Annotated in this window: 19 protein-coding genes; 6 read left to right on the top strand and 13 right to left on the bottom strand. The window is 48.6% G+C overall.

All coding sequences use genetic code 11. From position 1 onward, the window contains the following. Positions 1–36 precede the first annotated feature (36 nt). A complete protein-coding gene (gene ynjE / locus C4F37_RS09945; RefSeq protein ID WP_106106708.1) occupies positions 37–1,344 on the top strand; it encodes a thiosulfate sulfurtransferase YnjE in 1,308 nt (435 codons plus the stop codon). An 8-nt stretch (positions 1,345–1,352) separates the two neighbouring features. Here ynjE and C4F37_RS09950 read toward each other — a convergent pair whose 3' ends face one another. Continuing rightward, a complete protein-coding gene (locus tag C4F37_RS09950) occupies positions 1,353–1,973 on the bottom strand; it encodes a CDP-alcohol phosphatidyltransferase family protein (protein WP_001313900.1) in 621 nt (206 codons plus the stop codon). An 86-nt stretch (positions 1,974–2,059) separates the two neighbouring features. On the opposite strand from C4F37_RS09950, the gene nudG reads away from it, so the two are divergent. Continuing rightward, positions 2,060–2,467, top strand: coding sequence for a CTP pyrophosphohydrolase (gene nudG, locus C4F37_RS09955; protein WP_000781864.1), 408 nt, complete (start codon positions 2,060–2,062; stop codon positions 2,465–2,467). Here the strand turns inward: nudG and C4F37_RS09960 are convergent. Then, positions 2,433–2,705 (bottom strand): YnjH family protein, encoded by a 273-nt coding sequence (locus C4F37_RS09960; RefSeq protein WP_000085248.1) that lies wholly within the window; start codon positions 2,703–2,705, stop codon positions 2,433–2,435. The genes nudG and C4F37_RS09960 overlap by 35 nt on opposite strands. A gap of 235 nt (positions 2,706–2,940) precedes the next feature. Here C4F37_RS09960 and gdhA point away from each other — a divergent pair, with 235 nt between their 5' ends. Then, entirely contained in the window at positions 2,941–4,284 is a 1,344-nt protein-coding gene (gene gdhA, locus C4F37_RS09965) for an NADP-specific glutamate dehydrogenase (RefSeq protein WP_000373044.1), read from the top strand. Positions 4,285–4,339: 55 nt separating this feature from the next. Here gdhA and C4F37_RS09970 read toward each other — a convergent pair whose 3' ends face one another. The 5 genes from C4F37_RS09970 to C4F37_RS09995 all read right to left on the bottom strand — a co-directional run bounded on the left by C4F37_RS09970 (position 4,340) and on the right by C4F37_RS09995 (position 12,009). Then, complete coding sequence (locus C4F37_RS09970; protein ID WP_001538823.1) at positions 4,340–6,283, bottom strand: J domain-containing protein; 1,944 nt, start codon at positions 6,281–6,283, stop codon at positions 4,340–4,342. Further along, a complete protein-coding gene (locus C4F37_RS09975; RefSeq protein ID WP_001538824.1) occupies positions 6,280–7,980 on the bottom strand; it encodes an Hsp70 family protein in 1,701 nt (566 codons plus the stop codon). Before C4F37_RS09975 ends, C4F37_RS09970 begins: the two co-directional genes overlap by 4 nt. Before the next feature lie 366 nt (positions 7,981–8,346). Further along, positions 8,347–10,293 carry a DNA topoisomerase III gene (topB, locus tag C4F37_RS09980; protein ID WP_001538825.1) on the bottom strand — a complete coding sequence of 649 codons (1,947 nt, stop codon included), beginning with the start codon at positions 10,291–10,293 and terminating at the stop codon, positions 8,347–8,349. Between the two features lie 4 nt (positions 10,294–10,297). Further along, positions 10,298–11,341, bottom strand: coding sequence for a selenide, water dikinase SelD (selD, locus tag C4F37_RS09985; RefSeq protein ID WP_001298241.1), 1,044 nt, complete (start codon positions 11,339–11,341; stop codon positions 10,298–10,300). A gap of 116 nt (positions 11,342–11,457) precedes the next feature. Then, the gene (locus tag C4F37_RS09995; protein WP_000339292.1) at positions 11,458–12,009 is read right to left on the bottom strand and encodes an NAD(P)H nitroreductase; all 552 of its coding nucleotides are present in this window, start codon (positions 12,007–12,009) and stop codon (positions 11,458–11,460) included. A gap of 160 nt (positions 12,010–12,169) precedes the next feature. Here C4F37_RS09995 and sppA point away from each other — a divergent pair, with 160 nt between their 5' ends. The 3 genes from sppA to pncA all read left to right on the top strand — a co-directional run bounded on the left by sppA (position 12,170) and on the right by pncA (position 15,861). Further along, entirely contained in the window at positions 12,170–14,026 is a 1,857-nt protein-coding gene (sppA, locus tag C4F37_RS10005) for a signal peptide peptidase SppA (RefSeq protein ID WP_001259833.1), read from the top strand. Between the two features lie 166 nt (positions 14,027–14,192). Next, positions 14,193–15,209 carry an asparaginase gene (gene ansA / locus C4F37_RS10010; RefSeq protein WP_001538827.1) on the top strand — a complete coding sequence of 339 codons (1,017 nt, stop codon included), beginning with the start codon at positions 14,193–14,195 and terminating at the stop codon, positions 15,207–15,209. Positions 15,210–15,219: 10 nt separating this feature from the next. Continuing rightward, positions 15,220–15,861 carry a bifunctional nicotinamidase/pyrazinamidase gene (gene pncA / locus C4F37_RS10015; RefSeq protein WP_001135068.1) on the top strand — a complete coding sequence of 214 codons (642 nt, stop codon included), beginning with the start codon at positions 15,220–15,222 and terminating at the stop codon, positions 15,859–15,861. Positions 15,862–15,953: 92 nt separating this feature from the next. Here pncA and C4F37_RS10020 read toward each other — a convergent pair whose 3' ends face one another. From C4F37_RS10020 to C4F37_RS10045, 6 genes are all read right to left on the bottom strand, one after another. Further along, positions 15,954–17,312 carry an MFS transporter gene (locus tag C4F37_RS10020; protein ID WP_001357805.1) on the bottom strand — a complete coding sequence of 453 codons (1,359 nt, stop codon included), beginning with the start codon at positions 17,310–17,312 and terminating at the stop codon, positions 15,954–15,956. 117 nt (positions 17,313–17,429) lie between these two features. After that, the gene (locus tag C4F37_RS10025) at positions 17,430–18,188 is read right to left on the bottom strand and encodes a DeoR/GlpR family DNA-binding transcription regulator (RefSeq protein WP_000719088.1); all 759 of its coding nucleotides are present in this window, start codon (positions 18,186–18,188) and stop codon (positions 17,430–17,432) included. 136 nt (positions 18,189–18,324) lie between these two features. Further along, positions 18,325–19,305: an NADH-dependent methylglyoxal reductase gene (gene ydjG, locus C4F37_RS10030; protein WP_000723717.1), complete on the bottom strand. Its 981-nt coding sequence runs from the start codon at positions 19,303–19,305 to the stop codon at positions 18,325–18,327. A 9-nt stretch (positions 19,306–19,314) separates the two neighbouring features. After that, a complete protein-coding gene (locus tag C4F37_RS10035; protein ID WP_001298227.1) occupies positions 19,315–20,262 on the bottom strand; it encodes a sugar kinase in 948 nt (315 codons plus the stop codon). 4 nt (positions 20,263–20,266) lie between these two features. After that, positions 20,267–21,103, bottom strand: coding sequence for a ketose-bisphosphate aldolase (locus C4F37_RS10040; protein ID WP_000878891.1), 837 nt, complete (start codon positions 21,101–21,103; stop codon positions 20,267–20,269). A 20-nt stretch (positions 21,104–21,123) separates the two neighbouring features. Next, positions 21,124–22,167 (bottom strand): NAD(P)-dependent alcohol dehydrogenase, encoded by a 1,044-nt coding sequence (locus C4F37_RS10045; RefSeq protein ID WP_001557010.1) that lies wholly within the window; start codon positions 22,165–22,167, stop codon positions 21,124–21,126. Positions 22,168–22,173: the final 6 nt, after the last annotated feature.

Here is a 22,173-nt window from a genome sequence, read left to right on the forward strand (position 1 = left end):
AATGGCGCTCTCAAAACTACAATGTCGGGATTTTCGATGAAACGTGTTTCTCAAATGACCGCGCTGGCAATGGCTTTAGGGCTGGCTTGCGCTTCTTCGTGGGCCGCTGAACTGGCGAAGCCTCTTACACTTGACCAGCTTCAACAACAAAATGGCAAAGCGATTGATACTCGCCCCAGCGCGTTTTATAACGGCTGGCCACAAACCTTAAATGGCCCTTCCGGTCATGAACCTGCCGCCTTAAACCTCTCTGCTAGCTGGCTCGACAAAATGAGCACCGAACAGCTCAACGAGTGGATCAAGCAACATAACCTGAAAGCCGATGCCCCGGTGGCGCTGTACGGTAATGACAAAGATGTCGACGCCGTCAAAACGCGACTGCAAAAAGCAGGTTTTACGCATATCTCCATCCTGAGTGACGCGCTAAGCGAACCTTCCCGTCTGCAAAAACTGCCGCACTTTGAACAGCTGGTATATCCGCAGTGGCTGCATGACCTGCAACAAGGTAAAGAGGTTACGGCGAAACCTGCCGGTGACTGGAAAGTCATTGAAGCGGCCTGGGGCGCTCCAAAATTTTACCTTATCAGCCATATTCCCGGCGCTGACTACATCGACACCAACGAAGTGGAAAGCGAACCGCTGTGGAACAAAGTTTCTGATGAACAACTGAAAGCGATGCTGGCAAAACACGGTATTCGCCATGACACCACGGTCATTCTGTACGGGCGTGACGTATACGCTGCAGCGCGTGTGGCGCAAATTATGCTTTATGCCGGCGTGAAAGATGTGCGCCTGCTGGACGGAGGCTGGCAAACCTGGTCCGACGCGGGTCTGCCCGTTGAGCGCGGAACGCCACCGAAAGTGAAAGCGGAACCGGATTTCGGCGTGAAGATCCCGGCACAACCGCAACTGATGCTTGATATGGAACAAGCGCGTGGACTGCTGCATCGCCAGGATGCATCGCTGGTGAGCATTCGTTCGTGGCCAGAATTTATCGGTACGACCAGCGGTTACAGCTATATTAAACCAAAAGGTGAAATAGCCGGAGCACGTTGGGGACACGCAGGTAGCGACTCGACGCATATGGAAGATTTCCATAACCCGGATGGCACCATGCGCAGCGCCGATGATATAACCGCTATGTGGAAAGCATGGAATATCAAACCAGATCAGCAAGTTTCATTCTACTGCGGCACTGGCTGGCGCGCGTCAGAAACCTTTATTTACGCACGCGCAATGGGCTGGAATAACGTCTCCGTTTACGACGGTGTCTGGTACGAATGGAGCAGCGATCCAAAAAATCCGGTAGCAACCGGTGAACGCGGCCCGGACAGCAGTAAATAACATTGCAATTACTGACGCTGGAGCGACTTCAGCGTCAGATACCCACTCCACACCCGCGTAAAGGTCGTCATCCAGCACAACGCACCAAATACCCACGCAAACCACGGAAAACAGGCCGGAAAGAGGCAACTCAGAACAAACAGCAAAATCGTCTCGCTGCCTTCGGTTAACCCGCCCAGATAATAAAACGATTTATGCGCATAACCAGGATTATCAATCTGATGTTTCGCCGCCAGCGCAGCAAAAGCGAGAAAACTGCTGCCCGTGCCGATAAACGCAAACAGCAGCCAGCCGCCTACCAGGGCGTTTTGCTCCGGTGCGGCGAGGATAAACCCAAAAGGCACCAGCGCGTAAAAAAGAAAATCGAGAGAAATATCGAGAAAGCCGCCCGCGTCGGTAAGCCCTCTGCGCCGCGCCAGCGCACCGTCCAGACCATCAAGCAGCCTGTTCAACAAAATGGCGACTAGTGCCGCCAGATACCAGCCCAGCGCCAGAAAAGGCAGTGCCAGCACGCCGATGGCAAATCCCACTAATGTTAAACCATCTGGCGTAATGCCCGGTTTATCAAGAACCCGCACGCACTGATGCAACAACGGTTTAATCCGGGGATGAAGATGGCGGTCTAGCACAGGCACTCCTTAAATATAAAGCCTTTCTGATTGAGCAACAGTGCGGATATTATGGCATTTTTCGCTTATCTGCCCGTGTGTAATTTATGAAAATGATTGAAGTTGTTGCCGCCATCATCGAACGTGATGGCAAAATTTTACTCGCGCAACGCCCTGCCCATAGCGATCAGGCGGGATTATGGGAGTTTGCCGGTGGTAAAGTCGAGCCGGATGAAAGCCAGCGGCAGGCGCTGGTGCGTGAGTTAAACGAAGAACTGGGCATCGAAGCAACTGTTGGTGACTATGTTGCCAGCCATCAGCGAGAAGTTTCGGGGCGGATTATCCATCTTCATGCCTGGCACGTACCCGACTTCCACGGGACGTTACAGGCACATGAACATCAGGCGCTGGTCTGGTGCTCACCTGAAGAGGCGCTGCGATATCCGCTGGCCCCTGCTGACATTCCATTATTAGAGGCGTTTATGGCTTCACGCGCCGCCAGACCAGCGGATTAGTGCTTAGGGTTTTGTCATCCCGTTGGCATTGCAGCAGTATTCCTTCGGCTTTAATTACTGCCCCTTCAGAATAATTTTGATCCTGATAAACGCAGCACTGAGTACAGGGCTGCGCTGACTGCCCGCCTGAACTGAACACTTCTGGCGGTACGTTTACCTCCACGTCCGGATGATAATGCGGGTTAGCCAGTGTAATTAATGGAAATGCTAATACTACGGCGATCAATGCTCGACTCACAGGGAACTCCTTAACGTTATTGTCTCTTCTACAGATAACGGTAGCCGGGCGGCAAAACTTTAGCGTCTGAGTTATCGCATTTGGTTATGAGATTACTCTCGTTATTAATTTGCTTTCCTGGGTCATTTTTTTCTTGCTTACCGTCACATTCTTGATGGTATAGTCGAAAACTGCAAAAGCACATGACATAAACAACATAAGCATAATCGTATTAATATATAAGGGTTTTATATCTATGGATCAGACATATTCTCTGGAGTCATTCCTCAACCATGTCCAAAAGCGCGACCCGAATCAAACCGAGTTCGCGCAAGCCGTTCGTGAAGTAATGACCACACTCTGGCCTTTTCTTGAACAAAATCCCAAATATCGTCAGATGTCATTACTGGAGCGTCTGGTTGAACCGGAGCGCGTGATCCAATTTCGCGTAGTATGGGTTGATGATCGCAACCAGGTGCAGGTCAACCGTGCATGGCGTGTGCAGTTCAGCTCTGCCATCGGCCCGTACAAAGGCGGTATGCGCTTCCATCCGTCAGTTAACCTCTCCATTCTCAAATTCCTCGGCTTCGAACAAACCTTCAAAAATGCCCTGACTACTCTACCGATGGGCGGTGGTAAAGGCGGCAGCGATTTCGACCCGAAAGGAAAAAGCGAAGGCGAAGTTATGCGTTTCTGCCAGGCGCTGATGACTGAACTGTATCGCCACCTGGGCGCGGATACTGACGTTCCGGCAGGTGATATCGGCGTTGGTGGTCGTGAAGTCGGCTTTATGGCGGGGATGATGAAAAAGCTCTCCAACAATACCGCCTGCGTCTTCACCGGTAAGGGCCTTTCATTTGGCGGCAGTCTTATTCGCCCGGAAGCTACCGGCTACGGTCTGGTTTATTTCACAGAAGCAATGCTAAAACGCCACGGTATGGGTTTTGAAGGAATGCGCGTTTCCGTTTCTGGCTCCGGCAACGTCGCCCAGTACGCTATCGAAAAAGCGATGGAATTTGGTGCTCGAGTGATCACTGCGTCAGACTCCAGCGGCACTGTAGTTGATGAAAGCGGATTCACGAAAGAAAAACTGGCGCGTCTTATCGAAATCAAAGCCAGCCGCGATGGTCGAGTGGCAGATTACGCCAAAGAATTTGGTCTGGTCTATCTCGAAGGCCAACAGCCGTGGTCTGTACCGGTTGATATCGCCCTGCCTTGCGCCACCCAGAACGAACTGGATGTTGACGCCGCGCATCAGCTTATCGCCAATGGCGTTAAAGCCGTCGCCGAAGGGGCAAATATGCCGACCACCATCGAAGCGACTGAACTGTTCCAGCAGGCAGGCGTACTGTTTGCACCGGGTAAAGCGGCTAATGCTGGCGGTGTAGCAACATCGGGCCTGGAAATGGCGCAAAACGCTGCGCGCCTGGGCTGGAAAGCCGAGAAAGTTGACGCACGTTTGCATCACATCATGCTGGATATCCACCATGCCTGTGTTGAGCATGGTGGTGAAGGTGAGCAAACCAACTACGTGCAGGGCGCGAACATTGCCGGTTTTGTGAAGGTTGCGGATGCGATGTTAAGCCAGGGCGTGATTTAATCGTTATTACAATCGTCTGGTTTTCCTTATAACCAGACGATTTTCCCTGAGTTAATTAAATCCTTAGCAGACGTTTGCAATTTGCAGCCGTTTGTTCTGCATCCTGAATATCCTGTTCAGACATTAAGCATCGCAACGCATCTTTTTCAATCCAGGGGTTGTTATTTCCGGCAATTGTTAGCCACATCCATGCTTGTTTATTATCAATTTTAGTGCCCGTCCCCTGAGCATACATTGCCGCAGTCTGGTGCTGCGCCTCGGTCGACCCTAAACGCGCCGCTTTTTCGTACCAGTGCAGCGCATGATTTTCATCTTTTATGGTATCTTTTGTACCGTACAGATACATTTCAGCTAACAAAAATATCGCCTCTATTCGACCACGCTGCGCTGCACCAGTAAGCCATTGAGTAGCCTCTGCGTTATTTTCAGGATCATCATTGTTGGTTAAATAATATTTCCCCAATTCATACATGGCATCCCCTGCCCCATCTGCCCCATTTTTTGCTGCTTTGGTAAACCAGTACAGCGCTTTTTCCTGGTCCTGTGAAATACTCTCACTTCCGCTATACAACCTGGCAGTATGATATTGCGCATGTAAATATCCCTGTTCTGCTGATTGCAAAAACCAACGATGGGCCTGAACCTCATCGCGCTCCACGCCAATCCCTTGTATATACATTTGTCCCAACTCATACTGGGCAACCTCATGTCCTTGTGTGGCGGCAGATAAATACCACTGCAATGCTTCTTCATAATTTCGTAATGGCTCAACAGCAAAGCGTGAGATACGGGCAAGCTCATATTGCGCAGATGTGTTGCCATTTTGGGCAGCAAGTAAAAACCATTTTCGTGCCTCACAAATATTCTTATCCGTGCCCCTTCCATCGCTATACATGATACCCAGCGCATACAGAGCATCGATAACATTATGCTGCGCGGCGCGGGTAAACCAGTTAAAGGCTAATTTTAGATCCTGTGAAACCTCATCACCTTCGTAATACATTTTGCCAAGAGAATACCAGGCTAGCGAATAGCCTTGCTCTGCAGCATGTAAGCAGGACTGGTATACAGAAGATGGATAATAAAAAAGACCTTTTAATTTTATGGCATTTAGCAGCTTTTTATATCCACTATGATGTTGCATTGCTAAATTATTGAAGCGTTCTGTTAATTTCCACTTGCGAATCATTTTTTCTTTTCGCAAGGAATATGATAAACACTCTATTAACAATGCCATATAGTTGTCTGATAGTTCAAATTCAGCAACTTTATTTAATACTGCGATATCAAACCATTTCAGGCTCTCTTCATTATCCTTTAATGATTGATAAATCGTAGCCATTTCCTTCCCGTTTTCCATTTCTTCCAGTGGAGACAAGTTACTGGCAAAGAAAGGGGTAATTTGTTTTTCGATGCGATAATAAAGAAGACAACTTTCGTTAATTTCTGTCTGGATTACGGGTTGACGACTGCCTGCGACTAAATGCCATCTAAAAGTTTGTGCAGCAGCGAGAGTTAATAATGGCCGGAATACCCGATGAAGATGCAGTAATAACGCTTCTTCAAAGCACATTCGTGAGCTGAGATCTTTTTTCTCAAGGAAAGATAACGCCTTAGCAAGTTGCATGGGGGCGTGTTCGGGAATAGCTTCATTCTCCTCACAGAGCATATCCAGCACGGCTTGCCAGGTGACTTCCCCCTCTGATTTAATAGTGACATCAGGAAGTGGATGACCAGAAAAGGTGTTGAGTGCGCGAAATGTCATCACAGGACGAGGATGAACAATACCCCTGGACATATTGATCGGTTGCTCTTCTTCATCTTCTTGCCACTGATCTTCGTCGTCATAACGTAAAGCCTGTTCATAAGCATCGTGCAATTGTTGCCAGGCTGCGGGATCATCTTCCGGGCGGCAATTTTTTACCAGTTGCGCATAACGACGCTTAATATCTCGTTCTTCCGCACCTGGTTGTAAAGCTAATATTTCCCAGCAGTTCATTGCAGACGTTCTCTTTCCAGAGAGTCTAATGTAGGTTCAACTTTAGTCCGAAAATCAGCAAGTTGATCAGGATCCTGCTTCTCGAGTAGATAACTGAAATGACGGGAGCAATTGCTTATCCAGTCTCGCGTTTCCGCCAGGGTGAGTTGATAGAGATTATCAAGACGGGCAATAAAGGCCTGGTTTATCTGTTCATCGCGTGGGTGAATTTTTAACAGGCTTAATTTGGACAACGACTGCTGTATTTGTTCTGCCGTTAATGCCCCTGGATTCTGTTCAATAACCAGACTATTTTTAGCACCTGTCAGTGGCACGCTGATATCGACATCAAGAATACCGTTAATGTCGTACGTAAAACGAACATCAATACGCACATCACCGGCCGGTTTTGGCGGAACATTCACTGACAACTCCGCAAGGAAAATATTATCAGCCACCATCCTGCTTTCACCCTGGTAGATTTTAAAATTAACCTCTGTTTGTTGATCATGTGCCGTGTAAAAGGCACGAACGCGACTACAAGGAATACTCCTGTTACGCTCAATAACGGGTGCAAAATAGCCTGATTCGCGGGTATGCCCCAGCGATTTAGAGGTATCAACGCCAAGCGTATAAGGGCAAACATCAGTCACTACAACATCTCGTAATTCGCTGTGCCGCGCTTTAAGTGCAGCCTGAATAGCCGCGCCCTGGGCAATGACTTCATCCGGGTTTAAATGCATTGCCGGTATACGACCAAATAATCGTGTCACAAGTTTGCGAATCAGTGGCATACGTGTAGTGCCACCCACAAGAACAACCTGGTCTAATTGGCTAATATTAATTTTGGCATCGCGAATTGCCCGCTCCAGTGGCATATGGATTCGTTCGAAAAAGGTCTGTAATAAAAATTCAAATTTTTCTGTAGTCAGATGCCAGTAATATCGCCTTCCTTCAATCTCCACACTGAAAGTGGCTTCATCTCGCACACTCAGCACGCGTTTGACACGCTCAGCCTCGATGCGTAAATGCCGCTGGAGTGTCGGTTCACGCCATTCAATATTTTCAGGAAGATCCCGACGTGAGCAATATGCATCGATCAGGATATCGACAATATCTTCACCACCTAAAAAGTTATCCCCGGCACTGGCACGTACTTCCATAATATTGTCAAACAACCCCAGTATGGAGACATCAAACGTACCACCACCTAAATCGAATACCAGAAATTGATGTTCATCATCCTTATTATGCAAACCATACGCCAGTGCAGCGGCGGTTGGTTCGTTAATTAAACGTTCGACATTTAAGCCTGCCATTGTCGCAGCGGCTTTTGTTGCTTTACGTTGCATATCACCAAAATATGCGGGAACGCTAATCACCGCTTCAGTGACTTCTTCGCCCAAATAGTTTTCTGCATCTTCTTTTAGCTGACGTAATATCAACGATGAGAGTTCTTCCGCACGAAATTCCCGTCCGCCCAGTTTTAACGTCTTTGATGTGCCCATCATGCGTTTAAAATTTGATGCGCAGTTTTGTGGTTTGATGAGTTGCAGGTCACGAGCTGCCTCCCCTGTCAAAACCATACCATCTTCGTCAACACAAACTACGCTGGGTGTTAAAAACTTACCTAACGCATTGGGGATCAGTTCACTTTGTCCATTTCGCCAGACAGCTGCCAAACTGTTAGTTGTACCCAGGTCGATACCGATAATCATAATTATCCTCTTCAAATAAATGAACTGATCATTTTATAGAGCAGTTATATATATTCATTTTGTGAATAATGTTCACAATCCCTGCATTTGAAAATAATTTATAATGATGCAATCCATAACATAAATTACGTGAATGTAAAGACATTTCGTTTATAATTTTAACTATGGGTACTTATATCATATACTCTAAATAATTCGAGTTGTAGGAAGTCAGAAAGTAAGTGAATCCCGAGGAGCTTACATGAGTAAGTGACTGGGCTGAACGAACGCAGACGCAGCACATGCAACTTAAAGCATGACGAGTATAACCAATAAAGCCAATGGCAGAATATCTACCATTGGCTTTATTTAAGAGTGGAAAACGAATTAATTAGCAGAATCCGTATTATCTGTTTTGGGCTTTGCCGCTTTTTTCACACGCTTATTGGGTGCTTTTTTAACAGCCCCCCCACCCGATGCCACAATTCCTCTGAACTGCCTGACCGGAGTGCTACGAGCCTGATCAATCAGTTGGTAAAGCGTCCCCACCAGCGGCTGCATAAAGTCCTGATAGCGACACTGCTTTTCGCTGATTTGCGTCAGCACCGATTCCCAGTGCGCGGTCATGTCCGGTCGCGTCGCCATTTCTGGCAGCGAATGGAATAGCGCTTTTCCGGCGTCGGTGGAGTGGATATAGCGCCCTTTTTTGGTCAGGAAACCACGCTTGAACAACAGTTCAATAATCCCGGCACGGGTTGCTTCTGTCCCCAAACCATCGGTCGCACGAAGGATCTTTTTCAGATCTTTGTCCTGCACAAAGCGTGCGATCCCGGTCATCGCCGAAAGCAGTGTTGCATCGGTAAAATGGCGTGGCGGCTGGGTTTGCCGCTCTACCACTTCACCTTTTTCGCACAACAATTCATCGCCTTTCGCCACCACAGGCAGCGGCGTGCCGTCGTTTTCTTCATCGCGCTCTTTGCTGCCTAACAGCGTGCGCCAGCCTGCTTCAGCAAGAAAACGGGCTTTAGCGACAAATTTGCCTTTGGCAATGTCCAGTTCGATAACACACTTGCGGAACACCGCATCCGGGCAGAACTGCATCAAATACTGACGGGCAATCAGGTTATAGACCTTCGCTTCGTTCTCCGTCAGGTTGATCGCAGAACTCCGTGCGGTCGGAATGATGGCGTGGTGCGCATCGACCTTTTTGTCATCCCAACAGCGGTTGCGTATATCTGGATCTACCACTGGCTGCGGCAACAGATCCGGTGCATGAACGCTGATAGCATTCATCACCGCGTGGCGTCCGGCAAAATGTTCTTCTGGCAAATAGCGGCAATCGGAACGCGGATAAGTGATTAGCTTGTGCGTTTCGTACAGCTTCTGGCAGATATCAAGCACGTTCTGCGCGCTCAGACCAAAACGTTTAGCCGCTTCAATCTGCAACGCCGAAAGCGAAAAAGGCAGCGGCGCGGATTCTGATTCCCGTTTATCGTTATAGCTGGTGACAATAGCTGGTTGACCACTAATGCGGTTAACCACATGCTCCGCCAGTGGACGATGTAACAAGCGCCCTTCTTCATCCTGGTACGGTTCACACGCTTCGCTCGGTTGCCAGATAGCGGTAAACCGCTCATCTGCAGGTGTCACGATATGTGCTTTGACTTCAAAGAAGTCTTTCGCCACGAAGTTTTCAATCTCTTCGTCGCGGCGCACCACCAGTCCGAGTACGGGCGTCTGCACGCGTCCCACGGAAAGCACGCCCTGATAACCGGCATTGCGGCCGAGAATGGTATACGCACGGGTCATATTAATGCCGTACAGCCAGTCAGCCCGCGCCCGCGCCAGTGCAGAAACGCACAGCGGTACAAACTCGCTATTGGAGCGAAGACGATCGATCGCCCGCTCAACCGCCTGCGGGTTCAGGTCGTTTATCAAACAACGCTGTACCTGCTGGCGCTTTTCCGGTGCTAGTTGCAGGTAGTCCAGCACTTCATCCACCAGCAGTTGCCCTTCGCGATCCGGGTCTCCGGCGTGAACGATTTCGCTGGCTTCATGCAGGAAGTGTTTGATGACATTAAGTTGTTTAGTCACGGAGGGTCGGGGCTGTAATTGCCACTTTTCCGGGACAATTGGCAAATCCGCAAGATTCCAGCGCGCATAGCGGCTGTCGTAGGCGTCTGGCTGCGCCTGCTCAAGCAGGTGACCGATACACCAGGTCACCACCTGACCATTACCGCACTCGATAAAGCCATCGCCTTTCCGGTGCGGTTTAGGCAGGACATCAGCAATGGCGCGCGCCAGACTCGGTTTTTCGGCAATAAACAACCGCATTGAATTAACGGATCTCAACCATGGCACGACCGCCGCGCGCTGGCACCAGTTCGCCAATCGCCGTCAGTTCAATGCCAAACTCGGCGGCTGTAGCTTTGACCTCATTTTCTGCTTCCGGCATGACCGCCAGCAGCAAACCGCCAGAAGTTTGCGGATCGCACAGCAGATCGCGCACTTCACGCGGCATTTCACCCATCAGATGACCGTAGCTGGCAAAGTTACGTTCGGTGCCGCCAGGCACTGCGCCCAACTTAATGTACTCTTCAACCCCCGGCAATTTCGGGATCGCGTCATAGTCGACGCGCGCCTGCACACCTGCGCCCTGACACATTTCGCTTAAATGCCCCAGTAAACCAAAACCCGTAACGTCGGTCATCGCTTTTACGCCTTCGATGTTGGCAAAGGACGCGCCTGCGATGTTCATCCGGCACATCACTTCCGTCGCCAGTCCCTGATGTTCTGGTTTCAGCAGTGATTTTTTCTCAGCCGTGGTAAGAACGCCAATCCCCAGCGGTTTCGTCAGGAACAGTTTGCATCCGGCTTGTGCGGTACTGTTTTTCTTCACCCGCTCGGTCGGTACGATCCCCGTTACCGCCAGACCAAAAATCGGCTCCGGCGCATCGATGGAGTGACCGCCAGCCAGCGCAATCCCCGCCTGACGGCATGCATAGCGTCCACCTTCGGTCACTTCGCGGGCAATTTCCGGGGAAAGTTTGTTAATCGGCCAGCCGAGGATCGCAATCGCCATAATCGGTTTGCCGCCCATAGCAAAGATATCGCTGATGGCGTTAGTCGCCGCAATGCGGCCAAAATCGAAAGGATTATCAACGATCGGCATAAAGAAGTCGGTGGTACTGATAACGCTGGTGCCATTGCCCAGATCGTATACCGCCGCATCGTCGCGGGTTTCATTACCCACAAGCAAATTCGGATCAACAAACTTCGCCTGCTCACTGTGCAGGATGGTTTCCAACACTTTTGGGGAAATTTTACAGCCGCAACCAGCGCCGTGGCTGTATTGGGTCAAACGAATCGAGTTCTCGCTCATGGACATCTCCTGTCAATGCAATCCGGGTATGGTAACCCTCATTCCATGAAGTGATAAGTGAGAGTGTCTGAATTCCTGCGCCTTTGCTCACAATCCAGACAGTTTCGCGACAATTATCAGAAATAAGTCACAAACGGCGTCGGGTCCGGGACGTTTATCGACGTAGATGCTTTCAACTGCGGCGTACCGAGGTAGAGAAAACCGACAATTTTATCCTGCTCACGGCAACCGAATGCTTCACGGACTACCGGACTTTCAGTTAATGCACCACTGCGCCAGATGCCGCCAAACCCCTGGGCAACTGCTGCCATTTGCATCGCCATGACCGCGCATCCCGCAGACATTTCCTGTTCCCAGCGCGGGACTTTATGATTTTCTTCGCATTTCGCCACCACCGTTATGATGAGCGGTGCGCGGAACGGCGCATTACGCGCTTTGTCGATTGCTTTGTTATCACTACCGGCAGCAATCGCCCCCTGCTCCAGTACAGCGCTGAAACGCTCGCGCCCTTCCCCTTCAATCACAAAGAAATGCCACGGTTGCATGGACTTATGGTCCGGCGCACGCATACCCGCACGCAGGATGTTTTGCAGTTGTTCACCCGTTGGCGCGGGTTCAGCCAGGCGGGAGGCGCTACGGCGATTGATCAATAGTTCGAGTGCATCCATTTGATTAACTCCTGTCATGATATTTATTCACAAAATTAACACGAGAGTGGATTTTGTTACAGCCCAGTCCGCAATTCCTGCTGACAAGTGCCGGTTGGGTCATTACGATAACCACATCTATTGCGCCTGAAACAGGTGTGACCTTAAGTTGGGAGAATACATGCGAACCCTTTGGCGATTTATTGCCGGATTTTTTAAATGGACGTGGCGTCTGCTGAATTTCGTCCGTGAAATGGTACTTAACCTGTTCTTTATTTTTCTCGTGCTGGTTGGTGTGGGGATCTGGATGCAGGTCAGTGGTGGTGATTCGAAAGAAACGGCCAGTCGTGGCGCACTGCTGCTGGACATTTCTGGTGTGATCGTCGATAAACCCGACAGTTCTCAGCGGTTTAGTAAATTAAGCCGCCAGCTGCTTGGTGCCAGTTCCGATCGTCTGCAGGAAAACTCACTGTTTGATATCGTCAACACCATTCGCCAGGCGAAGGACGACCGCAATATCACCGGTATTGTGATGGATCTGAAAAACTTCGCAGGCGGCGACCAGCCGTCTATGCAGTACATCGGCAAAGCTCTGAAAGAGTTTCGTGATAGCGGGAAACCGGTTTATGCCGTTGGCGAGAACTACAGCCAGGGGCAATATTATCTCGCCAGTTTCGCCAATAAAATTTGGCTGTCTCCGCAAGGCGTGGTTGATCTGCACGGCTTTGCCACCAACGGTCTGTACTACAAATCGTTACTGGATAAGCTGAAAGTTTCCACCCATGTGTTCCGCGTGGGTACGTATAAATCTGCCGTTGAACCGTTTATTCGTGATGATATGTCGCCGGCAGCCCGCGAAGCTGACAGCCGCTGGATTGGTGAGCTGTGGCAAAACTATCTGAATACTGTTGCCGCTAACCGCCAGATCCCTGCTCAGCAGGTATTCCCTGGCGCGCAAGGGTTGCTTGAGGGTTTAACCAAAACCGGTGGCGATACCGCGAAATATGCGCTGGAAAACAAGCTGGTCGATGCACTGGCATCGAGTGCCGAAATCGAAAAAACTCTGACCAAAGAGTTCGGCTGGAGTAAAACTGATAAAAATTATCGCGCCATCAGTTATTACGATTACGCATTGAAAACGCCGGCAGATACTGGTGACAGTATCGGTGTCGTCTTCGCTAATGGCGCAATTATGGATGGCGAGGAAACTCAGGGGAATGTTGGCGGTGATACCACTGCGGCACAAATCCGCGACGCTCGCCTTGACCCGAAAGTGAAAGCGATTGTTCTGCGTGTTAATAGTCCCGGCGGCAGCGTTACCGCGTCTGAAGTGATTCGCGCTGAACTGGCAGCAGCCCGGGCAGCGGGTAAGCCTGTGGTTGTATCGATGGGTGGCATGGCGGCATCTGGTGGTTACTGGATTTCCACACCAGCTAATTACATTGTGGCTAACCCCAGCACCCTGACCGGTTCTATCGGTATCTTCGGCGTGATCACCACCGTAGAAAATAGTCTGGATTCGATTGGTGTTCATACTGATGGTGTCTCAACTTCACCGCTGGCAGATGTTTCTATCACCAGGGCACTGCCGCCGGAAGCGCAGCAGATGATGCAGTTAAGCATTGAGAATGGCTATAAACGCTTTATCACGCTGGTTGCTGATGCGCGTCATTCAACGCCGGAGCAGATTGATAAAATCGCCCAGGGTCACGTCTGGACCGGTCAGGATGCAAAAGCTAACGGGCTGGTCGATAGTCTCGGGGATTTCGATGATGCGGTCGCCAAAGCAGCAGAGCTGGCAAAAGTGAAACAGTGGCATCTGGAATACTACGTTGATGAACCGACCTTCTTCGACAAAGTGATGGACAACATGTCTGGTTCTATCCGGGCAATGTTGCCAGATGCGTTCCAGGCCATGTTACCTGCACCGCTGGCCTCGGTAGCCTCTACCGTTAAAAGTGAAAGCGACAAGCTGGCCGCGTTTAACGACCCACAAAACCGTTATGCGTTTTGCCTGACCTGCGCCAACGTGCGTTAAGTCTTGTACTAAGTGGCCGACAGATCGTCGGCCACATTACTTTTTACGTCGACGAATCCTCTTCCCGCTGTCTCGCCACATATTTCCTTATCCTCATAGTATCAGGTGCGCTCCCCCTGCCTCACGTATATACTTTTGCTCTTTCGATATCATTCATATCAATATCATGCAAAAGAAGTCAATTTACGTCGCCTACACGGGCGGGACCATCGGGATGCAGCGTTCCGAGCAGGGTTATATTCCGGTGTCAGGTCATCTACAGCGCCAACTGGCGCTGATGCCGGAATTCCATCGCCCGGAGATGCCAGATTTCACCATTCATGAATATACGCCATTGATGGATTCTTCTGATATGACGCCAGAAGACTGGCAGCATATTGCTGAAGATATTAAAGCGCACTATGACGATTATGATGGTTTTGTCATTCTGCACGGTACAGACACGATGGCGTATACCGCCTCTGCACTGTCGTTCATGCTCGAGAATCTCGGTAAACCGGTCATTGTGACAGGGTCACAAATCCCGCTGGCTGAGTTACGCTCTGACGGACAAATTAATCTGCTGAATGCGTTGTACGTTGCGGCGAATTATCCTATCAACGAAGTAACTCTCTTTTTTAATAATCGACTGTATCGTGGCAACAGAACCACCAAAGCCCATGCCGATGGTTTTGATGCGTTTGCCTCTCCAAACCTTCCTCCGTTACTGGAAGCAGGTATCCATATTCGCCGTTTGAATACGCCACCCGCCCCGCACGGTGAAGGGGCATTGATCGTTCATCCAATCACGCCGCAACCAATTGGCGTAGTAACGATTTATCCGGGGATTTCTGCTGACGTCGTGCGCAATTTTCTGCGCCAACCTGTGAAAGCATTGATTCTGCGCTCATATGGCGTGGGTAATGCGCCACAAAACAAAGCCTTCCTGCAGGAATTACAAGAAGCCAGCTATCGCGGTATTGTGGTGGTCAACCTGACACAATGTATGTCCGGTAAAGTGAACATGGGTGGTTATGCCACTGGTAACGCCCTCGCCCATGCCGGCGTTATTGGCGGTGCAGATATGACTGTAGAAGCCACGCTAACCAAACTGCATTACCTGCTTAGCCAGGAACTTGATACTGAAACCATTCGCAAGGCCATGAGCCAAAACCTGCGTGGCGAACTGACGCCGGATGATTAAGGAGACTGCAATGCCCCCTCGCGCCCTGTTACTGGTCGATTTACAAAATGATTTCTGTGCTGGTGGCGCGCTCGCCGTGCCGGAAGGTGACAGTACGGTGGATGTCGCTAACCGCCTGATTGACTGGTGCCAGTCGCGCGGTGAAGCGGTTATCGCCAGTCAGGACTGGCACCCGGCGAATCACGGCAGTTTTGCCAGTCAGCACGGTGTAGAGCCTTATACGCCGGGCCAACTCGACGGTTTGCCACAAACCTTCTGGCCCGATCACTGTGTGCAGAACAGTGAAGGCGCACAATTACATCCGTTACTGAAGCAAAAAGCGATCGCAGCGGTGTTCCATAAAGGCGAAAATCCTTTAGTTGACAGTTACAGTGCCTTTTTTGATAACGGCCGTCGGCAGAAAACTGCGCTCGATGACTGGTTGCGCGCTCATGTAATCAATGAATTGATCGTTATGGGTCTGGCTACTGACTATTGCGTTAAGTTTACCGTGCTGGACGCGTTACAGTTAGGCTATAAGGTGAACGTGATTACCGATGGTTGTCGTGGCGTAAATATCCAGCCACAGGACAGTGCGCACGCGTTTATGGAGATGTCAGCAGCTGGGGCAACGCTATATACGCTGGCAGACTGGGAAGAAACGCAGGAGTAATTTTACGCTGGCCTACAATTCTGTACTGGCATTGTAGGCCAGATAAAACACATCAGTGATACATCTGGTAATTGACGCCATCAACGAAAGATTTAATTCACCTCAGAAATCTCTTCCAGCGACACCTTCCGCGTTTCGATGCCAAAAATGGAGAGAACCAGCGCACAGAGCACTAACATGACACCAAGCACCATAAACACCGTGATCGACCCATAATGTGTTAATAATGCCGCAACGCCATAGGGCGTGAAGACTGCGACGATCCGTCCGACGGCATTAACGAAACCCGAACCACGCAGGCGTAAATGCGTTGGCCAAAGTTCCGGGATATAAACCGCCGACGCGAAGCACACATACATGTATAAAAAGAAGATCATCACCAGGCCATAGATTAAAATCGCCCACTCTGTAGTCTGAATTGAATAGATATAGCCTAACACAGCAATAATAATAAGTAAGGCAGAGCCAAATAATCGACGAGGAAAATGATCAATAATTAATGCCGCAATAAATATCCCTACCGGAGCGCCAATCATAATAACAGCGGTCATTAATATTGATTTATCAACATCAATGCCGGAGTTAACAAATATGGTCGGTATCCATACGGTGATGGTATAAAGCGAAATGTTCATTGCAATTAAAACAGTAATCGCGACTAATGTACGTCGTAACATTTCCCCTTTAAACAGGAGCCAGAAGGTACCCTTGATTACCTTAACCTTGCTGTTGCTCTGGTTCAAAGTAAGCGGGGGTAAACGAATACTCTTCTCTCTTTCAATTTGCTGCTCTACTTCACGAAGTTGGCTTTCTGCACCTGCGATTTGCCCTTTCCCTGCCAGCCATCGTGGCGACTCAATAAAGTATTTACCTGAGAGAAACCAGGCTAACAGTATGCCAATACCGCCCAGCAGAAACATTATCCGCCAACTAAAAAAAGCGATAACCACCACGCCTATCGCCGCAGACAGCATGGGCGACCAGTTACCAACAAATGAGAGCCGCGCGGACCATTTTCCACGCACCGTCGCGGGGATAAACTCCGTAAATGAGGCATAGCCAACCATAATCAGCGCCCCCATTCCTGTTCCCATCAGGAAGCGAAAGAAGATGAGCCAGTGCATATCAGGGACAAAAGCGGCCCCTGTTGCCGCAATACCGACGATGAGAAGATTTATGCGAAACGCCCTGCGCCGTCCAAAGTAGTCACCAATAAACCCACCGGTAAGAGAGCCGATGAAATAACCAAACATTAATGCCGAGGTAAAGGCGGCATTGAGGAAATTATTTGACCATCCATTGCTTACCAGCTTTGCTAAGACGACATTACCGGAGTAACTCAAAAACCCCGTTAATAACAGACTAAAGCTTATTATACCAAATATACGATAATGAAACCGGGCCAAAGGCAAGCGGTCCAGTCTTGCGCCAATTTGATCATATTGTTCCATTGGGTGCCTCGGATTTGCTAAAAAAGGTAGCAATTGCGGCAAATTCACTTGCCGCATCTTTATCATCATTTTATTTCCAGGCGCAGGAACAAATAATATTGACAATGTGTGCTTAAATTACCACACCAGCTGGATATTATTGTCTTTGCAAAATGCTATCCACTCTGCACCCGGTGATTTATCAGTTATTATGTAATTAATATGACTAAAGTCAGCTAACTGGACAAAAGCTTTGCGATCAAACTTAGAGTGATCAACCAATAACGCAACTTCTGTCGCCTGACGGATCATTGTCTTTTTGATTTCAGCTTCCGCTTCATTAGAGTCCAGCGCGCCGCTGTTAATATCAAGACCTTTACAACTCATTACCATGATATCGACATGGTAGCGGCTGATGATCTCTTTAGTAATTCTTCCTTGCAGTGAAAGTGTATTTTTGTTTAGTTCCCCACCCGTTGAAACGACTTTAATTTCTGACTGAGCCAGAACATGAATCGCTTCCGCCGAGTTGGTTAGCAACGTCAGGTCACTACGGTCCTGTAACAATTTGAGCAATTCCATTACGGTACTACTGGAATCGGCTGCCATGGTGGTTTTATTGTCGATAAAGGGGAGTGCCTTGCGTGCAATAAGCTGCTTCTCTTCATAAAACGATGAAGCGCGCTTATAAAAATGGATATTCTCCGTCAACATCGCTGTATTTAAAACAGCACCACCATAGGTTCTGGTCAAAAAGCCTTCATCTTCCAACTTCTCAAGATCGCGGCGAATGGTTTCTTCGGTTACCTGAAAAATCCCACTCAAATTTGAGACTGTCACCTTTTTATCGTTGGCAACCATTTGCTTAATTGCCTGAATCCTGTCTTTTGCCGCCACGATTACACCCCTGTATCTTTTTACATCACATTAGCGCAATTATCGCATAACCGATGTTTACTTTCAAAATAACCTGTTTGAATCACAGATTTTCATCACAGTTTTCACAGAAACAGAGGTGAATCGTGTTGAGTATTTAACGCTCCAGGGCCTCTGCCATTTCCCTCATCAATGTTGCGTCTGCATCCGATAAGTTGATATTCAGTGCCGCGACATTTTCACGTACCTGTTCCGGCGCAGTAGCCCCACTAAGAATGGAGATTAAATCACTCTGTTTTAATATCCACGCCAGTGCCAGAGTGGGAATTGTGCACTGATAACGAGCACAGAGTGGCTGCCACTGTTCAAGCATATCAATCACTTTCAGCATGTTTTCACGCTGGAACCAGACTTTATTTGCCCGAGCGCCGCCCGGAACGTAATCACGCGTGATGGTCCCGGTCAACAATCCCTGCTCTAGCGGAGAGTAGACCTGTACCACAATGCCATTATCACGACATAGCGGCAGCAGTTCGTTTTCCATTGCCCGGTCGAGGATACTGTATTTCGCCTGAATAATATCCAGTTCACCATGTTGCAGATACTCGCGGATATGGTCAGCATCGACGTTAGCAGCGCCTATAGCGCGAATTTTCCCTTCGGCCTTTAACGCATTAAGCACTGCGACAGTTTCAGCTATCGGCGTAAAAAATGGCGGCACCGACTGCCAGTGCGTCATGTAGATATCGATGTAATCAATACCCAGACGTTGCAAGCTGGCTTCTACCTCTTCGCGGATAGATTCCGGAGAAAGGTTTTTATACAACTGCCGATCGCCAACTTTGTTGAATAAACTCCCTTTTCGTTCCCAGACAATGCCGCATTTGGTTTCTACTACAACCTGTTCACGGGGCAGTTTTTTTAACGCCTGACCAACGATAACTTCACTATTGCCAAAGTTATATCCTGGCGCAGTATCAATCAGGTTAATGCCGCAACGATGGGCTTCAAGAATCGTATCAATGCATATTTGTCGATCGAGATCGCCATTCCATGCAGGACCGCCGCCAATGGCCCATGTCCCCAACCCCATTCGCGAAAGCGTTATATCCGTTGTGCCTAAAGGTATCTTTTTCATTTGCCTTCATTATCCTTCGTATTCTTCCAGCAATTGTTCGACCAGCTTTCTGTTTTTTACACCAGTGGTGGCGCCGATGCTTAGAACCGAGATAGCCGCCGTTGCATTGGCAAAGCGTGCGCATTCACGCAGATTTTTACCTTCTAACAGTGCTGCAATAAAACCTGAAGCAAAGTTATCGCCCGCACCAATGGTGTCGATAGCGGTTATTCCTGCGACCGCCGGCACCTTCATCGTCATGTCACCACGCTTGATAAAGCAGCCGTCTTTACCCGTTTTAATCACCACCGTTTTTACGCCGCACGCAAGAAAGCAGTCAGCAATTTCATCCAGTGTCTCTTTCCCGGTGAGTAATTTTGCCTCGGCAAAATTAGGAAACAGATAATCGACATAACTCAATGCTTCGCAAATATCATTCAGCGTTTCATTCAACCGCGGTTTGATCATATCGGCACAGATAATCATCTGCCGGGCTTTAGCTTGCGTAAAAATTTCTGTTAGCGCTCTACCATCCAATAGAGGACTGTTGAAAATACTGGCCAGTGATAATAATTTCGCCTGAGAAAACCGCGCAAAATCAACATCGTCAATATTCAATTTCCACAGACTGCCGTTACGGTTTGTGACAAAGGTCCGCTCACCATCCTCCGTCACCAGTCCAACGTTAATAGAGGTATCTATGCTGACGTCCTGCTTCAGGCTTTGAATATCAATATTCTCTTTGCGGCAATGGTCGAGAATAAATTGCCCTGCGGCATCTTTACCAATACGACTCATTAATGCTGTGCGATGGCCCAGACGAGAAATAATTGTTGCTTCATTTATTGCATCACCCCCGGTGGTCATTGCGATTCTTTCAAGAGGATAAGAATCCACATCAAAGATATTTTTACTGACCGGTTGCAATGGAATATCAACAATAGCGGCACCTATACAAATAACGTCGAGATTATCCATATTATTATTCCGCTTTGCCATCAGAACCGAACAGTTTAATTTTATCCAATGCCCGTTCTTTTACAGCTTTACGCACTTCACGTTCTAAATGCAGGAAAGGCTGATCCTGGTTTTCTTTCACTGCTACCATTGCGGCCTGACAGAGCTCCGTATGAATGTTGATTTTCGCAATACCCAACGAAATTGCAGTTTTAATGTCGGCATCACTGATCCCTGATGCGCCATGCAAAACCAGCGGAACAGAAACAGCATCGCGTACGCGTTTGACGACCTCAAAGTTCAATTGTGGCTCTGACGTATAAACCCCATGCTGGTTGCCGATGGCGACAGCCAATGAGTCACAGCCCGTACGTTCAACAAATTCAGCCGCCTGGTCAGGATCGGTATAGTGATAGCCCGCCAGCGCTTCCTCATAAACGGTTTCATTACCAACATGCCCTAATTCCGCCTCTACCGGAATACCCAGCGGATGGAAGAAATCAACAGCCTCTTTGGTTAAACGAATATTTTCTTCGAAATCAAATGCAGAAGCATCACGCATTAATGAATTCATACCATGAGTCCAGGCGTTATGAATAATCTCCATACTCCGACCATGATCCCAATGAGTTATTACCGGCACCGTTGCTTTTTGTGCCATTGATACCATCATGTGAGAGAAATCTTCAAATGAGGTGTTGCCGACAAAACCTGTGCCAAAAGAAATAATAACCGGTGATTTCGCTTCTTCGGCTGCGTCGATAACGCCCATCAACATTTCTGCATTCCATACGTTAAAATGGGCAATTGCATAATGTTTATTTGTGGCATCGTTTTCCCAATATCTGATATCTGCGAGCATGTTCTGTTCTCCCGTATTAATTAATCGCTAATTTTAATAACGCCTTTAATAATGTCGCGTTTGTTGTTAACTGACTCTTCAAATGCCTGTTGTACATCCCGATAATCGTAAATATGCGTCACCATCGATTTCACATCGAATCGCCCTGAAGAAATAGCTTCAATCGTGACCGGATAACGATTGGCATAGCGGAATACCGTCTGGATAGTGACTTCGCGATTGATTTTGAGGAAATTGATTGCCGAATCGCCGGGTACAGTACCAACAATCATAATTTTACCGCCGCGCATGACCAGATAAGGTGCCTGTTTAACGGTGACCGCAGAACCCGCTGTTTCAAAAACAATATCTGCGCCCATGTCTTCGGTAAATTGCTGACAGCGTGCAATAGTGTCTTCTTTTGCGCCGTTAATAACCACTGTCGCGCCGAGCTGTTCCGCCATTGTCAGACGTTTTTCCAGCACATCAACGACGGCAATTTCCGTTGCTCCCAGGCATTTGCACGCTTGCAACGTCATCAAACCAATACAACCCGCTCCCAGAATAATTATCTTCTTACCAGGTTTAACATTTGCCAGCATCGCGGCATGCATCCCGACTGCGGCAGGCTCCACCAGCGCCCCTTCCATCGTGTCCATATTGTCTGGCAGTTTGTAAGTAAAGCTCTCCGGATGACACAGATAGTGCGTTAATGCGCCGCGGTAGTTGGGTTGTGTCGCCATAAAATCAACGTCCGGGCAAATGTTATATTTGCCTTCCAGACAGTAACGACAGTGACCGCAAGGAACGCCAGGTTCGATATTTACCCGATCCCCCGGTTTAAATTTGCGCACGCGGCTTCCCACAGCCACAACCGTCCCGGCGCATTCATGACCCAGGCCAATTTCTTGATTTGGGTCTTTAGGCGGAATAAACGGGCCTGATTCAAAACCATGTACATCTGAACCACAAATACCGACATATTCCACTTTAATCAAAACTTCATCTTCTTTAGGCACAGGTATTTCTGCTGAAATAATTTTCATTGTGCCCGGCACCTGCAATATTGCTTTTGAATTTTTCATTTTGAA

This window comes from Escherichia sp. R1, assembly GCF_003000935.1.
Lineage (GTDB): Bacteria > Pseudomonadota > Gammaproteobacteria > Enterobacterales > Enterobacteriaceae > Escherichia > Escherichia coli.

Coding starts and splice junctions, on each gene's coding strand:
- gdhA (WP_000373044.1), top strand. CDS start 2,941: ATGGATCAGACATATTCTCTGGAGTCATTCCTCAACCATGTCCAAAAG.
- C4F37_RS09975 (WP_001538824.1), bottom strand. CDS start 7,980: ATGATTATCGGTATCGACCTGGGTACAACTAACAGTTTGGCAGCTGTC.
- C4F37_RS09995 (WP_000339292.1), bottom strand. CDS start 12,009: ATGGATGCACTCGAACTATTGATCAATCGCCGTAGCGCCTCCCGCCTG.
- nudG (WP_000781864.1), top strand. CDS start 2,060: ATGAAAATGATTGAAGTTGTTGCCGCCATCATCGAACGTGATGGCAAA.
- ansA (WP_001538827.1), top strand. CDS start 14,193: ATGCAAAAGAAGTCAATTTACGTCGCCTACACGGGCGGGACCATCGGG.
- C4F37_RS10045 (WP_001557010.1), bottom strand. CDS start 22,167: ATGAAAAATTCAAAAGCAATATTGCAGGTGCCGGGCACAATGAAAATT.
- selD (WP_001298241.1), bottom strand. CDS start 11,341: ATGAGCGAGAACTCGATTCGTTTGACCCAATACAGCCACGGCGCTGGT.
- ydjG (WP_000723717.1), bottom strand. CDS start 19,305: ATGAAAAAGATACCTTTAGGCACAACGGATATAACGCTTTCGCGAATG.
- sppA (WP_001259833.1), top strand. CDS start 12,170: ATGCGAACCCTTTGGCGATTTATTGCCGGATTTTTTAAATGGACGTGG.
- C4F37_RS10035 (WP_001298227.1), bottom strand. CDS start 20,262: ATGGATAATCTCGACGTTATTTGTATAGGTGCCGCTATTGTTGATATT.
- topB (WP_001538825.1), bottom strand. CDS start 10,293: ATGCGGTTGTTTATTGCCGAAAAACCGAGTCTGGCGCGCGCCATTGCT.
- pncA (WP_001135068.1), top strand. CDS start 15,220: ATGCCCCCTCGCGCCCTGTTACTGGTCGATTTACAAAATGATTTCTGT.
- C4F37_RS10040 (WP_000878891.1), bottom strand. CDS start 21,103: ATGCTCGCAGATATCAGATATTGGGAAAACGATGCCACAAATAAACAT.
- C4F37_RS09970 (WP_001538823.1), bottom strand. CDS start 6,283: ATGAACTGCTGGGAAATATTAGCTTTACAACCAGGTGCGGAAGAACGA.
- ynjE (WP_106106708.1), top strand. CDS start 37: ATGAAACGTGTTTCTCAAATGACCGCGCTGGCAATGGCTTTAGGGCTG.
- C4F37_RS10020 (WP_001357805.1), bottom strand. CDS start 17,312: ATGGAACAATATGATCAAATTGGCGCAAGACTGGACCGCTTGCCTTTG.